This is a genomic window from Pseudoalteromonas sp. 2CM28B (genome assembly GCF_023161935.1).
In genome coordinates this window covers 77,608-93,080 of record NZ_JALNTH010000005.1, presented here as the reverse complement: position 1 = coordinate 93,080, position 15,473 = coordinate 77,608, and the positions used below count along the sequence as shown (strand labels likewise).

The 15,473-nt window shown below is 40.8% G+C and carries 17 protein-coding genes; 16 read left to right on the top strand and 1 reads right to left on the bottom strand.

Going from position 1 to position 15,473, the window contains the following annotated elements; all coding sequences use genetic code 11:
- The first annotated feature begins 36 nt into the window (after positions 1-36).
- The 4 genes from arsH to MTN96_RS09295 all read left to right on the top strand — a co-directional run bounded on the left by arsH (position 37) and on the right by MTN96_RS09295 (position 4,030).
- Positions 37-759, top strand: a complete 723-nt coding sequence (gene arsH / locus MTN96_RS09310; protein WP_248531335.1) for an arsenical resistance protein ArsH — start codon at positions 37-39, stop codon at positions 757-759.
- A gap of 9 nt (positions 760-768) precedes the next feature.
- Positions 769-1,785, top strand: a complete 1,017-nt coding sequence (arsB, locus tag MTN96_RS09305; protein WP_055254615.1) for an ACR3 family arsenite efflux transporter — start codon at positions 769-771, stop codon at positions 1,783-1,785.
- 9 nt (positions 1,786-1,794) lie between these two features.
- Positions 1,795-2,211, top strand: coding sequence for an arsenate reductase (glutaredoxin) (gene arsC, locus MTN96_RS09300; protein WP_024032510.1), 417 nt, complete (start codon positions 1,795-1,797; stop codon positions 2,209-2,211).
- Between the two features lie 145 nt (positions 2,212-2,356).
- Positions 2,357-4,030, top strand: coding sequence for an EAL domain-containing protein (locus MTN96_RS09295; protein ID WP_248531333.1), 1,674 nt, complete (start codon positions 2,357-2,359; stop codon positions 4,028-4,030).
- Positions 4,031-4,168: 138 nt separating this feature from the next.
- On the opposite strand, the gene MTN96_RS09290 is transcribed toward MTN96_RS09295, so the two are convergent.
- Complete coding sequence (locus MTN96_RS09290; RefSeq protein WP_248531331.1) at positions 4,169-5,077, bottom strand: 1-aminocyclopropane-1-carboxylate deaminase/D-cysteine desulfhydrase; 909 nt, start codon at positions 5,075-5,077, stop codon at positions 4,169-4,171.
- A gap of 77 nt (positions 5,078-5,154) precedes the next feature.
- On the opposite strand from MTN96_RS09290, the gene MTN96_RS09285 reads away from it, so the two are divergent.
- The 12 genes from MTN96_RS09285 to MTN96_RS09230 all read left to right on the top strand — a co-directional run bounded on the left by MTN96_RS09285 (position 5,155) and on the right by MTN96_RS09230 (position 15,464).
- Positions 5,155-5,295, top strand: a complete 141-nt coding sequence (locus MTN96_RS09285) for a hypothetical protein (RefSeq protein ID WP_248531329.1) — start codon at positions 5,155-5,157, stop codon at positions 5,293-5,295.
- A gap of 130 nt (positions 5,296-5,425) precedes the next feature.
- On the top strand, positions 5,426-6,088 hold the full coding sequence (locus tag MTN96_RS09280; RefSeq protein WP_248531327.1) for an MSHA biogenesis protein MshI: 663 nt from the start codon (positions 5,426-5,428) through the stop codon (positions 6,086-6,088).
- Positions 6,085-6,684 carry a PilN domain-containing protein gene (locus MTN96_RS09275; protein WP_248531325.1) on the top strand — a complete coding sequence of 200 codons (600 nt, stop codon included), beginning with the start codon at positions 6,085-6,087 and terminating at the stop codon, positions 6,682-6,684. Before MTN96_RS09280 ends, MTN96_RS09275 begins: the two co-directional genes overlap by 4 nt.
- Positions 6,681-7,361 carry a hypothetical protein gene (locus MTN96_RS09270; protein ID WP_024032505.1) on the top strand — a complete coding sequence of 227 codons (681 nt, stop codon included), beginning with the start codon at positions 6,681-6,683 and terminating at the stop codon, positions 7,359-7,361. The genes MTN96_RS09275 and MTN96_RS09270 overlap by 4 nt, the downstream gene beginning before the upstream one ends.
- On the top strand, positions 7,339-7,662 hold the full coding sequence (locus tag MTN96_RS09265; RefSeq protein WP_004585744.1) for a mannose-sensitive agglutinin biogenesis protein MshK: 324 nt from the start codon (positions 7,339-7,341) through the stop codon (positions 7,660-7,662). The genes MTN96_RS09270 and MTN96_RS09265 overlap by 23 nt, the downstream gene beginning before the upstream one ends.
- Positions 7,646-9,304 (top strand): pilus (MSHA type) biogenesis protein MshL, encoded by a 1,659-nt coding sequence (gene mshL / locus MTN96_RS09260; RefSeq protein ID WP_126005690.1) that lies wholly within the window; start codon positions 7,646-7,648, stop codon positions 9,302-9,304. The genes MTN96_RS09265 and mshL overlap by 17 nt, the downstream gene beginning before the upstream one ends.
- Positions 9,305-9,306: 2 nt before the next feature.
- Positions 9,307-10,209 carry an ExeA family protein gene (locus MTN96_RS09255; protein ID WP_248531323.1) on the top strand — a complete coding sequence of 301 codons (903 nt, stop codon included), beginning with the start codon at positions 9,307-9,309 and terminating at the stop codon, positions 10,207-10,209.
- The gene (locus tag MTN96_RS09250) at positions 10,206-11,396 is read left to right on the top strand and encodes a tetratricopeptide repeat protein (RefSeq protein ID WP_248531321.1); all 1,191 of its coding nucleotides are present in this window, start codon (positions 10,206-10,208) and stop codon (positions 11,394-11,396) included. The genes MTN96_RS09255 and MTN96_RS09250 overlap by 4 nt, the downstream gene beginning before the upstream one ends.
- Entirely contained in the window at positions 11,393-13,120 is a 1,728-nt protein-coding gene (locus MTN96_RS09245) for a GspE/PulE family protein (protein ID WP_248531319.1), read from the top strand. The genes MTN96_RS09250 and MTN96_RS09245 overlap by 4 nt, the downstream gene beginning before the upstream one ends.
- On the top strand, positions 13,107-14,324 hold the full coding sequence (locus MTN96_RS09240; protein WP_096041080.1) for a type II secretion system F family protein: 1,218 nt from the start codon (positions 13,107-13,109) through the stop codon (positions 14,322-14,324). The genes MTN96_RS09245 and MTN96_RS09240 overlap by 14 nt, the downstream gene beginning before the upstream one ends.
- Before the next feature lie 5 nt (positions 14,325-14,329).
- Positions 14,330-14,914 carry an agglutinin biogenesis protein MshB gene (locus MTN96_RS09235; protein WP_248531318.1) on the top strand — a complete coding sequence of 195 codons (585 nt, stop codon included), beginning with the start codon at positions 14,330-14,332 and terminating at the stop codon, positions 14,912-14,914.
- A 22-nt stretch (positions 14,915-14,936) separates the two neighbouring features.
- Complete coding sequence (locus MTN96_RS09230) at positions 14,937-15,464, top strand: prepilin-type N-terminal cleavage/methylation domain-containing protein (protein WP_282451996.1); 528 nt, start codon at positions 14,937-14,939, stop codon at positions 15,462-15,464.
- Positions 15,465-15,473 lie beyond the last annotated feature (9 nt).

The following is a 15,473-nucleotide window of genomic DNA, read 5'->3' as shown; positions in this document are numbered from 1 at the left end:
TATTTAGTTCGCTATAGAACTACAAGGTTAAGGATTATGAGTAAATCAATTGAACACGAGCTACCTAATTTAGAACTTTCACAAAGCACTCCTCCTACCGTTAAGGATTTCACGCTAACGTTTTCATCTCATAAACCTAAAATCTTATTGCTATACGGATCGCTAAGAGCTCGCTCATATAGCAAGTTAGTTATAGAAGAAAGTGCACGCTTGCTAACCCACTTTGGTGCTGAGGTTAAAATATTTAACCCTGAAGGTTTACCCATAACAGATAGTGAAGATGAGACGCACCCTAAGGTGCAAGAGCTACGTGATTTAATGCTCTGGTCTGAAGGGCAAGTATGGTGCTCGCCGGAGCGACACGGTGCTATGACGAGTGTATTTAAAAACCAAATTGATTGGGTTCCATTAAACCTGGGTGGGGTAAGGCCTACACAAGGTAAAACGCTGGCTGTGCTGCAGGTTTGTGGTGGTTCACAGTCATTTAATGTGGTTAATCAGTTACGCGTATTAGGGCGCTGGATGCGCATGGTAACAATACCTAATCAGTCATCGGTGCCTAAAGCGTTTTTAGAATTTGAAGAGAATGGCCGAATGAAGCCTTCTGCTTTTTACAATCGAATTGTGGATGTAATGGAAGAGCTCGTAAGATTTACCTTATTAATGCGCGACCAAAAAGATTACTTTGTTGATAGATACTCTGAGCGAGTAGAAACAGCAGAGCAGCTCAGTAAACGCGTAAATCAAAAAGACATTTAGGAGGTTACTGTGGGGTTATTTGAACGCTTTTTATCGGTGTGGGTTGCGCTGGCAATCGCGGTAGGGATTGTCGCCGGTTACACCGTACCCGATGTATTTAGTGTTGTTGCAAGCTTAGAATATGCACATGTAAATATTGTTATCGCTGTACTCATTTGGTTTATGATTTACCCAATGATGGTGCAAATTGACTTCTCCTCTATTAAAGATGTAGGCAAAAAGCCTAAAGGCTTAGTACTGACAGTTGTTATCAACTGGCTCATAAAACCCTTTACCATGGCCTTACTAGGGTGGTTATTTTTTAAAGGCATTTTTGCAGACTTTGTTGACCCACAAACGGCAACAGAATACATAGCCGGTATGATTTTATTAGGAGTAGCACCATGTACTGCAATGGTGTTTGTGTGGAGTCAATTAACAAAAGGCGATGCTAATTACACGTTAGTGCAGGTATCTATAAACGATATTATTATGATTTTTGCCTTTGCGCCCATCGCAGGTTTATTACTAGGGGTAACAGACATAACGGTACCGTGGGACACGTTATTACTCTCGGTGGTTTTGTATGTACTTATTCCATTAATAGCAGGCGCTATTACCCGCAAAAAGTTAGATAAAGGTGAAGATCACACACGGTTAAATCACTTTTTAAAGATAATGAAACCGTATTCTATAATTGGCTTACTGGCAACGGTGGCCCTTTTGTTTGGTTTTCAGTCTCAAACATTAATAGATAATCCAGAAGCCATTGTATTGATTGCTATTCCGCTGCTTATTCAAACGTACGGTATTTTTGCAATAGCCTATATAGCCGCAAAAAAAATGGGCCTAGCTCATAATATTGCAGCTCCAGCTTGCATGATTGCAACTTCTAACTTTTTTGAACTCGCTGTTGCCGTAGCCATTTCATTATTTGGTTTACACTCTGGTGCTGCGCTTGCCACCGTTGTGGGCGTTCTTGTTGAAGTACCTGTTATGCTTAGCTTAGTTTATTTTGCTAATAAAACGCGTCATTGGTTTAACTAGGAGAGTGTCATGGTCGTTATTCATCACAACCCAGATTGTGGTACATCGCGCAATGTATTGCAGATTATTAAAGCCGCTGGTTATAACCCCACGGTTATTGAATACCTTAAAGAGGGCTGGACAAAACCTCAATTGTTAGCGTTATTTGCCGCAGCAAACTTAACACCAAAAACAGCGTTGAGAGTGAGTAAATCGCCTGCTGAAGAACTCGGCTTGTTAAATGAAAATGTAACAGACGAGGCTATTTTAGAGGCCATGCTTAAGCACCCTATACTGGTTAATAGACCTATAGTGTGCACCGAAAAAGGGGTTAAACTGTGCCGCCCTAGTGAGCAAGTTTTAACGCTATTAGCGCAATGGCCTAAAGGCGAGCTATACAAAGAAGACGGCGAAATGATATTAAACGCGCAGGGCGAGCAACCCTAAAAGTAATAAACTATTTGCCAAAACCCCGTTTACACGGGGTTTTTTTGTTTAGCAAAATTATAAACATTTAAACTTGCTTTGCCTGCTTGTGCTAATGACTATTTTGAACAACACTTTAAATAGTCGCGTTGCCACAGAGAGCACTATGCATAAAGCCTTAATAAAAATTGCTGAGCAAAAAAAAATAATTTACTTAACCAGTTTCACGCTGGTGGTAATTATTTTTAATGTGCTTTTAAATGATACGCTCCATAAAAAAATTCATAAAAATGGTCAGCAGTTAACGCAGCAAATTTTTGAGCTGCAAATTAATGCCAATGCCGATAAAGAAATAGTGCAGGCATTGGTGCAAAGTAAGGGCTTTATGCTGGCTGCACACTCAAATGCCGAACACTTCAAATACTTAGTTGATATACAGCACGATGTATTTAGCTATAAAACGCTCAGCATAAGTTTATACCACTGGCCTGCTTGGGTGGAGCAAGCTTACTTATTTTTATTATTAAATATCATTATATTAGGTGCCACTAGCTGGTGGGTTAGATGGTGGAAAGTATTAGTAAAAAAACCGGCAGCGAACCTGCCATTGCCTTACAGCAAAACTAAAGCTGCAAAAAAACTTTCTACGCAAATCACCACATTAAACTGCGAAGTAAAGTCTATGTACGGTGTTAGTGCAGCGCGACATAGCTTATTTGCCATAGTGAAATGTGATTGTGTGTTTGATGAAAATACCGATACCCAAGCAAGCTTTAAGGTATTGATAGCAAAATATTTTAAAGAGCTTCCTGCAGTATCAGTTAATGTATTTGATGCTAACAACCTTGCTATTACTTTAAATAATATCCCTGTAGCAAAGCTAGATACATACAGTGAAAGCCTACACGAATGCGTTTATCAAATTTGTAAGCGCTATCGAAGCACAGTAACGCGTAAAAACATAAAGGTTGGTCTGTGCGATTATCGATATGCGGCTGAGCAACCCGTTATTTTTAAACTAGCTAAGTCGGCTTTAGTATTTTCAGAAAAAAGCTTAATTCAGCACTGGCATAGGCTCGCGTTACAGCACGAGCAAGGGAACTTAATTTCAAGTAAGCAGGTTATTGAAAATATTAAAAAGAATAAATTTATCTTGTTCTTTCAACCGTTATTTATGATCACCAGCGGCGATATTGTACAACATGAAGTGCTAATAAGAATTAGGCAGCAACCGCACGGTTTATTAGCTGCGCGTTACTTTATTAATCAAGACTTTAACAATCACCAAGCATTTGAGTTAGATAAAGCGGTGCTACTTCAAGTTAAAAAGCTTATTTTAGCTGAGCCCAGTGCTCTAACGGTGAGCGTTAATTTGCATATAAGTAATTGGTTTAACGAGCAGTTTTGGAGCTGGTTTGTCACTAATATGAAAGATTTTACGACAAAGCGAAAGTTACAGTTTGAAATTAGCGAAGCAGACTTTATTAAGTACCAAGCGCAACTAGCAGGCGCCTTTGAAAAACTGACAGCCCTACAAAGTTTGCTGGTGATTGATAATGTACAGAATGTGGAGCACATTAACCAAATTGCTTCTCAAAAATTAGTTAGCGGTATAAAACTGGGTTATCCGCTTGTTCATAATGTGGATGAAAAAACACAACAGCAAAAACAAGTTAAAAACATTGTGGCGCAAAGCAAGTTGCTCAATATACCTGTGTACGCGGTGGGTGTAGAAACCCAAAAAGAGCTACTTATGTTGGCTAAACTAGGCGTAGTTGCCGCACAAGGTTTTTACTTTTCTGAGCCCTTGCAAGAATATACACATGCCACGTTTTACTAAGGCCAGTTAATCCTTTTAAGCTAAGCGCAGCCAAAAGGGCCACTCTAGCAGCGGTTTTAGAGCTCACTAGGTTACACATTGCACTGTGGTTAAACTGGCCCTAAGTAAGCATGTTTTAATGCCCAGAGGTTGATAGCCTTAAATCAGGCCACGATATTTTAGCCCATTGAGCCCCTGTAAACCGCCTGTATGAATCGCTATTATATGACTACCAGCAGCAAAGTAATCTTGCTCGATAAGTTGCCATAGTGCATACATCATTTTACCGCTGTATATAGGCTCAAGAGGTAAGTTATGTTGCTGCTGCATGCGTTGGCAAAACTGCCATAAGTCATTACTAAATTTGCCATAACCGCCATCATGAAACTCAGTAAGTAGCTGCCAATTGGATTGCTGAGCTGCTTTTTTACTGAGTGCTGTAATTTCTTTGTTCAAGTACTCGGCTTGTTTTAATACCGCAATTCCTAACAGCTGTGTGGCCTCATAGCTACCTTCAATTAAGCCTGCAAGTGTTCCTCCACTCCCGGTGGGACATACTAAGTAATCATGTTTTGGTAAGTTTTTAGCAAGCTCAGCACACCCAGGCAGGGCGTATGTATTACTTCCACCTTCTGGAATTATATAGGCTTGCGTAAAGCGTGCTTGCAACTGGGCTAAATAATCTGGGTCATGGCGCTGCTTATATTCAATACGAGTAACCGCATGTAAATCCATTGCACACTGTTTAGCAAATTGCAGGGTGGGGTTTTGAGTATCTAAGAGTGGCCCTCTAATTATGGCGTGGGTTTTTATATTAAATAGTTTACCCGCCCCAGCACAGGCATGAACATGATTAGAAAAAGCCCCCCCAAAGGTGAGGAGTTGTGTTTTATTAAGGGCTTGCATTTGCTGTAAATTATATTTTAGCTTGCGCCATTTGTTACCACTTATTAGCGGGTGAAGTAAGTCATCTCTTTTTACACTTAACCGTATGTTTCTCTTTTTAAGACAGTCGCTATCTATTTGTTGTATTGGACTTTCTTTTTCAATATTAAATAAATTAAGCATTATTTCTCGTGTTTAAACTTGCAAACTAAAAAACTTGTACGACACTTAATTAATCTCTTATTAACAATAGTAGCTATATGAAAAAAAAGCTGTTTTCGTTGTTATCTTGGTTAAATCGCAGTTTAGACTCAAGCACAGCGATTGGTATTGCTACTTATGCAGATACAGTAAACGCGGTGTGTTTAAAAAAAAAATCAAGGGCAGTGGTACGTACATAACTCACACAGTGTGAATGTAGAGGACCAAACGGATTATACAGTCGCTATTGCAACTTGCACAAATGAAGTTTGCGCTGAGGTGTGCCCTGTAAATTTAGTGGTTCCTCATTATTTTTATCAAATAGTGCAAATGGATAAACCCATGCTGAGTGACGAAGAGATCATTCAATCCTTACCTTGGACAACAAAAGACTTAGTTGATATTCCACCAGAGAACATTGTTGCCGACTTTATCGATTACCCAATCGTTCAGCCTATGCAAAGCAGTAAAATGAATGTGTTTATTACTAATAAACTACAGTTACTGCCTTTTATTGATAGCTTTTCAAAAATAAAGCCTGTGCTTAGAGCAATGACCTCGGAAGAAATGATTTTAGTGACCTTGTTTGGCGAAGATAAAAGCGCGCACATGCTTATAGTGCAACATGCAGGGCATGAGCCGCGTATTTTAATTATTCGTGATGGTCAGCTTTTATTAGCTAGGCGTTTAAACGGGTTTTTAGGCATTTCAGATAAAGAGCGTACACACGGTTTGGTTGAAGCCTTAGGGCTTGAGATCCAACGATCAATGGATTTTTTTGAAAGCCAACTAAAACAGCCTCCTATCAGAAGCATTCAGCTGCATTGCGATGATTTATCGTCTTTAACATTAAGGGCTGGCCTTGCAGAATTTTTGCAAGTAAAGGTTGTTGATTTTAAACCTAATATAGATTTAGCACAGGATCTCGAACCAAGCTTTTATTACGCATTAGGCGCAGCGTACCAATTAACCGATCCGGATTCAGTGCTATGAAAACACGGATTAATTTTTACCAAAAAGCCATTAGGGTTAGGCGGGACCCCGTGCCCTTTAAAGGAATGCTGTTGCTGTGGCTAGGTACATTGCTAGTGGTTGCATTAACTTGGTTGTTTTATTTGTACGAAGAGCACAATAGCCAGCAATTACTTATACAAAGCCAAGCTTATCTAAAGCAAACGCAGCAGCAATTAAACGTGGTAAAGCAGCGATTAGCTGATAAACAAAATAAATCGCATTTGATAGATGAGCTAAAAGTACTACAACAAGAAATTTTGCATAAACAGCAGGTGTTTGATTATTTAGAAAACACATCCATGCACACGAAAACGGATTATGCCGATGTGATGCGCGATTTGGCAGCGTACCACGAACCGCAAATTTGGCTTGAACAGATAAAGTTTGAAGGCCAGAAAGTAATGCTCAAAGGGCGTACTCAGCAAGCCAAATTTTTACCTATTTGGCTTGCTAATCTCAAGCAATCGAGCTTTTTTAAAGGGAAGGAGTTTTCAGTGCTGGAGCTGTCGAGCAGTGATGGCGTGAGCGAGTTTAATGTGGCTACAGAGCTTAGTTCAAGTGAGGTAACACAATGAATGAGCAAAATGAAAATAAAGGCTGGCCATTATTTGTTAAATACCAAGCACAATTTGCGGCGTTACAGCAGCGGGAAAAGTATTCTGTACTGTTTGTTGGCTTATTTCTTATTGTTTATTTAGGTTTATGGTTTGTGGTGTTTCCACAGCAAGATGCAGTAAATAGTTTACGCGTGGAACAAAATACATTGTGGCAAAAACTTAATCAAAATGAAGCACAGCTCTCTATGCTTACTCAGGCATTAGAGCATGACTACACTAAAGTACTTAGAAATCAGGTAGGGCAAACCCAGCGCGAGCTAGAAGATATAAATAATAAGTTAAGTACGTTTAGCCAAGGCTTTATTTCAGCAAACAAAGTACCTGCTGTATTAAAGGATTTATTAGTAAATACCCCCGATGTGCAAGTGGTTGGCTTTAGAGTAAACCCAGCAAAAGCAATTGATGTAGAAAAGCTCGGTGAGCACGATACGCAAACCTTGTTTTTCGAACACCAAATGGTGGTTACTTTGCAGGGGCGTTATTTTAGCTTACAGCAGTATTTAGAAGGCCTTAAAGCTAGCCAACAAAAGTTGTTGATACAGCAGTTTAACTATCAGGTGCAAACATACCCAAATGCAGAGTTAACACTACAAATAGCAACGGTGAGTGCCAATGAAAAATTTATCGCTTTATAGCTTGAGTGTGTGTTGCGTGTGTTTTTTCTCTGTTAGTTCAGCTGAAATACTGCGCGATCCTACTCAGCCAAGCAATGCACCAATACTAAAAGGCGCTGCAGTTAGCAATACAGCGCTGTCGTTACAGTCAATTATTAAAACCGAAAAGCAATACAAAGCGATTATTTCTAAGCAGGTGTATAAGCCAGGAGATGTAATAGGTGAATTTCGGGTGCTAACAATAAACGCCAATTCAGTGCTGTTAGCGAATGATGATAAGCAAATAAAATTAGAATTATACGACTATGAAATTAAAAAATAATATAACAAAGCCATGGCTTGCGCTTATTTTAATACCGCCTTTTTTAACGGCGTGCCATAGTTTTAAGCCCGGAAAAGAGATTCAGCCACACATAGCACAAGAGCTTGCTCCTATAAGCAATAATGCTAAAAGTGTTGCCCCGGTAGAGGTGAGTAGCGCGCTTACACAAAGCTTACTTTCATCACTTAATAGCGAGCAAAGTTTAACAAATGAGTTAGCTGTAAAGCGTTTTGATGTAGCCGCAAAAGAGGTAGAAATAAGCTCATTTTTTAATGGATTAACTGCTGATACTCCATACAGCGTGGCAGTACACCCAAAGGTGAGCGGAGTTATTTCTTTAAATTTAAAAAACGTAACGTTTGAAGAAGTTATAGCTGTTATTAAACGCATGTACCCGTTAGATATTGTCCAAGAAGGTCGTATTGTGCAGGTGTTACCAGCGGTCATGCGCACAGAAACTATACCGGTTAATTATTTAATGATGCAGCGCCATGGGCAATCAACGGTAAGTGTTGTTGCTGGTGGAGTGAGCCAGTTTTCACAAAACAACTCAAGTTCAAATTCAAGCTCAAACAGTAGTAATAATTCGAGCCAAAATAATCAGTTTGGCAGCGATAATCAAAATACCGAGCTAAATGGCTCTCGCATCCAAACAATTAACCAAAACGACTTTTGGAAGGAGCTTGAAGTTGCTCTTAAATCGCTTATTGGTTCAAACGATGGTCGTTATGTGGTTGCCAGCCCACAGGCAAGCTTGGTTACGGTTAATGCATTACCCAGTGAAATAAACCAGTTAAAAGACTTTTTACGTCAAAGCCAAGAAAACCTTCAGCGACAAGTTATTCTTGAGGCTAAAATTGTCGAAATAACCTTAAAAGATGAATACCAACAAGGGGTTAACTGGGAGCGGATTTCTAGAGGGTTAGAAGGTGGGGTGTCGTTTGCAACAACAGCAGGCAGCATAGGTAATTCTATTTCAGCTACTTTAGGAGGAGTCTCCTCGTTAACGATTGAAAAAGGCGACTTTAGTGGCGTAATTAGTTTGCTTGAAACGCAGGGCGACCTGCAAATGCTTTCTAACCCGCGTGTAACTGCAACAAACAATCAAAAAGCCGTGATTAAAGTGGGGCAAGATGAGTACTTTGTTACTAACGTTTCGAGCACAACAGTAACGGGCACCTCAACGACTACGTCACCAGAAATAGATCTAACTCCGTTTTTTTCGGGAATTGCCTTAGATGTCACACCACAAATCGATAAATATGGCTCAGTTATTTTGCACGTTCACCCATCGGTAACTGAAACAGAAGAGCAGCTCAAGGTGATTACATTAGATGATCAGCGTTTTGAGTTGCCGCTTGCACAAAGCAATATTCGTGAATCTGATACGGTGATCCGCGCTCAAAGTGGTGAAATAGTCGTAATTGGTGGGTTAATGCAAACCACCACAGAAGATGAAGAGTCGAAAACACCTATTTTGGGCGATGTGCCAATATTAGGTAATTTGTTTAAAAGTATTAGTAAGCGTCAAGAGAAAAAAGAGCTCGTTATTTTAATCAAGCCAACGGTGGTGATGCCCGACACGTGGAAAAAGCAACAAGCTCATAGCCGCGCGTTGTTAAATACATGGTATGAGAACTAACTATGTATTTGAGCTTTTTTAATTTAAGTGAAATGCCTTTCACCTTAACCCCAAACACCGAGTTTTTTTGTGCACTTGAGCCGCACCACGAAGCGATGCAAGTACTTACCACAGCGCTAGAAATGGGGGAGGGATTTATAAAAGTAACAGGAGAAGTAGGGACAGGCAAAACCTTACTATGCAGAAAACTTTTAAATCAAATTGAAGAAGACTACTTTGTGGCTTATTTACCTAATTCTTATTTAAGCCCTGAAGAATTACGTTGGGCTATTGCTGTAGAACTTGGCATGGAGGTAGATAAAAGCCTAGATCAGCAATCGTTAAGCCAGCAAATAAACCATTACTTACTAGAGCTGCAAGAAGATAACGAACGGGTTGTACTACTAATAGATGAAGCGCAGTGCCTGAGTTGGGATACACTTGAAGCGCTTCGGTTATTTACAAACCTAGAAACCGAAACCGAAAAGCTTATTCAGGTGGTGCTATTTGGCCAACCTGAATTAGATGAAAAACTTGCTAATAGTAAAGTGAGGCAACTACGCCAGCGGATCAGCTTTTCCTTCTCATTGCGTGCAATGACCGCCGGTGAAGTTATTTATTATATTAATCACCGTTTACAGGTGGCAGGCTTTAATCAGCCACCACTATTTACGAATCGTTTAGGGTTAAAAATAGCGCGTGCGAGTCGAGGTATTCCCCGTTTGGTCAATATTTTATGCCATAAAGTTTTACTGCAGGCATACGGTGAAGGCCTTAATAAAGTAACACCGCGCCATATACATCTTGCCATTGCAGACACCGAAGATTGCAAAAAGCACCATGCTAACCATTACTGGGCTTACAGCTTATTAGCTATTAGTGTTTTTGTTATTGCAATTATGTGGGTATGGAGGCAATGGTTATGAGTGTTATTAATAACATGCTAAAAAATATCGACCAGCGCCAAACTGCACAGCGTAATCAGCAAAGTGGCGGGGTCGCTATTCCCCCTGTACGCGACTACCACGATGTATTATTTAAAGTGCTGAGTGTTTTATTAGCGATTGTACTAATTTTTACAGCCTACCTTTATTTACCTTTTGCACAGGCACCACAAGCGAGTAAGGACGCGGCTGAAAAAGCATATGCGGTTAATAATAACAGCCAGCCGATTGAAATTGCCCAAGCTAAAATTACCCCCGTAATTAAGCCCTTAAAACAATTAAGCGAAGAAAACACTGGCGCTAAAGCAGCTCATATTGATGCAGATACGCAAAAAGAGCTGGCGCAGGTACAAAGCAATAACGCATTGCTTGATCAGGCAAAAGGCGAAGTAATACAGCAACACGCTGCAGACAAAGCCGCGCTACTGAGCAAAAAATCAATCCCCACAGAAGTAAGTGCTAAAGTAGCCACTAGCACAGAAATAAATTCCCCAGTTGAAGCAAAAAGCAGTGCACCAGTAAAAAGCATTACACAGGCTAAGCAGCCGCCCGCTGAAAATAAATTAGTAAAAACTGCCAGTGTTAAACAAAGCAAAGCCCAGCGCATAGCACAGCAATTAAAGCGTGCTAAACAAGCGTTGGAATTTGCTTTATATGATGATGCGATTAACGATTTAACCGCTATTTTACAAACACAACCTGAGCATATAGAAGCGCGTAATTTACTCGCGGCAACGTATTTTCAGCAACAAGATGTACTTATGGCTCAGCAGTTATTAATTGCTGGCATAAAAATAAACCCTGAGGTTGTGCAGTGGCGTGTAATGCTCAGTAAAATTTTAATTATGCAACAAGAGTACGAAGGCGTACTTAAACTGCTCATAGCCGAACTTGAGCCGCAAGCAAACTTGGAGTTTTGGGTATTAAAAGGCACTGCAGCACAAAATGCGCAGCAACATCAAATAGCGCTTGCGAGTTTTACACAGCTTACACAGCTTCAGCCTCAGCAGGCTAAATGGTGGCTGGCGTTAGCTACTTCAAAAGATGCGTTAGGGGAGTTTGCTGATGCAAAGCACCTTTATAAAGTTGCCCTAGATTTAGGCGGTTTAAATGCCGCAATGACGCAACATGCACTACAGCGCTTAGTCGCATTGAAGGAGGCTGTATGAGACCCAGTTTAAAAATGCGTTTAGGGGACTTACTCGTTCATGAGCAAATGATCACCGAAGCACAGCTAAGTGAAGCACTTAATGTGCAAGCTGCGTCAGGGCGAAAGTTAGGGGCTACATTAATTGCGCTTGAGTTTATAAGTGAGCCGCAATTATTGCGCTTTTTAGCCCAACAATTACAAATACCGTTTTTAGATATTTCGCAGCGCAAAATATCTTCAGATGTATCTAAATTACTTTCAGAGGTTTATGCCAGACGCTACCGAGCATTAGTAATAGAAGATAACGGGGATTCTGTGTTAGTCGGAATGAGTGACCCCGCTGATTTGAGAGCGTTGGATCAGTTAGCGCCAATGCTAGCCCCTAAGCGAATTGAGCTTGCTGTTGTGCAAGAAAGCCAGCTTATGGCAGCGTTTGATAATGTGTACCGCCGAACAGAAGAGATTACTAACTTTGCTGAAAAGCTACACGAAGAATACGAAGACGTAGAAGAGTTTGACCTTAATTCCTTAGCAGATGAAACCTCTGACGCCACCGTAGTAAAACTACTGCAATCTATATTTGAAGATGCAGTACAAGTACGTGCCTCAGATATCCACATAGAACCCGATGAAAGGCTATTACGCATTCGCCAACGAGTTGATGGTGTATTGCAAGAGCACACATTAAACCAAGTAAAAATAGCCTCTGCTTTAGTACTTAGGCTAAAGCTTATGTCGGGGTTAGATATATCGGAGAAGCGTTTACCGCAAGACGGCCGTTTTAATATAAAAGTGCACGCGCACAGCATTGATGTACGTTTATCGACAATGCCAGTGCAATATGGCGAGTCAGTTGTGATGCGGTTGCTCGACCAATCTGCAGGGCTTTTATCGTTAGATGAAACGGGCATGCCGGTGCATATTTTAAAACGCCTGCGCAGCATTATAAAACGCCCTCATGGCATGGTGTTAGTGACTGGGCCTACCGGTTCAGGAAAAACGACCACCTTGTATGGCGCTTTAAGTGAGCTTAATCAACAAGAAAGTAAAATTATTACCGTAGAAGATCCGGTTGAATACCGCATTGGACGGGTAAACCAGGTGCAAATAAACAACAAAATAGGCTTAAGTTTTGCCAGTGTATTAAGAACCACGTTACGCCAAGACCCCGATATTATTATGGTTGGCGAAATGCGTGACCAAGAAACCGTTGATATAGGCCTAAGGGCTGCATTAACAGGCCATTTAGTACTTTCTACGTTACATACCAACGATGCCATATCAAGCGCAATGCGCTTAATTGATATGGGAGCACCCGCTTATCTAGTTGCAAGCTCACTACGCGCTATTATTGCTCAGCGCTTAGTTAGGCGTATTTGCAATGAATGTAAAACACCGTATCACCCAGATAAACAAGAACAAAGCTGGCTTACCTATTTAGGCGAAGATATTAGCAGCACACAGTTTTGGCGAGGCCAAGGCTGCACAGCATGTAGCCATAGCGGCTACAAAGGCAGGGTGGGGATTTTTGAGCTGTTAGAAATGAACGACGCTATGATGGATGCCCTGCGTATTAACGACACGCAGCGTTTTGGTGAAGCGGCTAAAAATAGCGCTAATTTTGCACCGCTTTCTTATATGGCTTTAACGTATGCAAAGCAAGGCATTACCTCGTTAGATGAGGTATTTAAAGTGGCTGAATATGTACCTGAAGTGGTAGGTGATGACGATGCAGCTTTATAGTTACAAAGCCAAAGACGCAAAAGGTGCGCTGGTTAAAGGGCGTGTTGAGGCAAATAATGAGGCCGGTGTTGCCGATAGCTTATTAAAGCGCCAGTACATACCTATTTCAATTTCGTTAGTTGAAACAAAAAACAATATAAAGTTATTCGATAACCTATTTAGCGAAAAAATAACCCTTGATGACATGATCATGTTTTCACGGCAAATGTATTCTTTACTTAAAGCCGGGATCCCCATTATTAGGGCAATGATAGGGCTTGCTGATACCACGCAAAATAAAGAGTTTAAAAGTGTATTGCTTGAGGTAACACGCCAGCTCGAACAAGGCCGTGAACTATCTAGTGCGTTAGCTATACACAACAAGGTGTTTAGCCGCTTAACTATCTCTATGGTTAAAGTCGGAGAAGGGTCGGGACGATTAGAAGATGCGTTTTATCAACTGGCTATTTATTTTGAAAAAGAGCAAGAGACTCGTAAGCGCATAAAAGCCGCTATGCGTTACCCCACGTTTGTTATTTTGGCGCTTTTAGTTGCGATGATCATATTAAATATTTTTGTGATCCCAACCTTTGCCAGCATGTTCGAAAAGTTTGATGCAGAGCTGCCTTTAATGACCCAGATCCTCATTGGCACCAGTAACTTTTTTGTCAATTATTGGTGGCTGCTAGCGCTAATGTTAGTGGGGGGAGTCGTTGCATGGCGTCGGTATTTAAATACGTCGGCTGGGCGCTTTAAGTGGGATCACCACAAACTCAAAATTCCATTTGTAGGCGATATTTTAAAACGCACCTTACTTGGCCGTTATAGCCAAAGTTTAGCCATGGTGCTGCGCTCGGGCGTTCCTATGACGACAGGGCTGTCGTTAACGGCCCATGCAGTTGATAACAGCTACATGGAAAAAGCCATTATCACCATGCGTCAAGATATCGAAAAAGGCGACAGTTTGTTGCGGGCTTCGCGAAGTAGCGAGCTATTTTCACAGTTGGTACTGCAAATGGTGGCAGTGGGTGAAGAAACCGGTCGCGTAGATGAGTTATTACAAGAAGCGGCTGATTTTTATGAACGAGAAGTCGATTACGATTTACGCAGTTTAACCGCAAAAATAGAGCCCATTTTGACGGTGTTTGTTGCCATTATGGTGCTTATTTTAGCACTCGGTATTTTTATGCCGATGTGGAACATGATGTCGGCTATTAAAGGGTAGCCATTGTGACTAACTGTCATGTTCGTGCAACAGGTTTTTCGTTATTTGAGCTCGTTTTAGTAGTTGTTTTACTGGCAGTTATTATGGCTTTTGCTATACCTCAATACATAGGCATTAAAAATCAGGCACACAATGCGAGTGTGGATGTGGTGGCTGGTGAATTTGCCTCTGCGGTGTTGATGGTCAAAGGTCAGTGGGAATTATCGGGGCGTCCAAAGGGCGTTAATAATACAACACATATTAATTACGGAGGTGTCATTGTTGGTGTCGATGGACACAGAGGCACACCAACGGGTGATAAAACGACTAATACTGATACGCGGGCCAGCGCAATGACTGCACTGCAATGCCAAAAAGTATTAAGTGTAATTTTACAAAATGCGCCAACAAGCACATTAAGTACCGAGGTTTCTATAATAACCAAGGTGAGTTATTTAGTGCGTCATAACACTAAAAACAACCAGTGTATTTATTATTTAACTCATAATTTAAACACCAATAACCTACCTACCGATGGCGCCCTTATGGCTAAAAAAGTAGGGTTTTCGTACTTTCCAACAACAGGCAAAGTGCAAATTTTTAAAAACTAAGTAATTATAAAGAGGCTTACTTATGAAAACGCAGTCATTAAAACAACCAATGAATAAGCAAGCAGGTTTTACGCTTGTTGAACTAATAATTGTAATTGTAATTTTAGGTATTTTAGCGGTGACCGCTGCCCCTCGTTTTTTAAACCTTCAAGGTGATGCTAACGCTTCTACACTCGAAGGTTTACAAGGCTCAATTCGCAGTGGTATGAACATCGTTAATGGTAAATCTATTATTGCAAGTACCCATAAAAAAGATGCTGATTCGGTTTCTGTAGATAGTGGTGCAAACGTACCTATAGTTTATGGCTACCCTGCAGCGACAGAAGCAGCTTTTGAAGCTTTTTTAGATGTAGAATTTGCATCTGATGATTCTGCAGATTTTAACCTTGTAGCAGTTGCTGCTGATGAAAAAGCAATTATTTTCCCTAATAGCTACGTGCAAACTGATGATTGCCGTATTGAGTATACACAAGCAGCAGATGCAAACGACGGCACACCGCCTGTGTCTGTGACGCCTCCTACTGTTACGCTTATTACGAGTGGGTGTTAATTTACATAA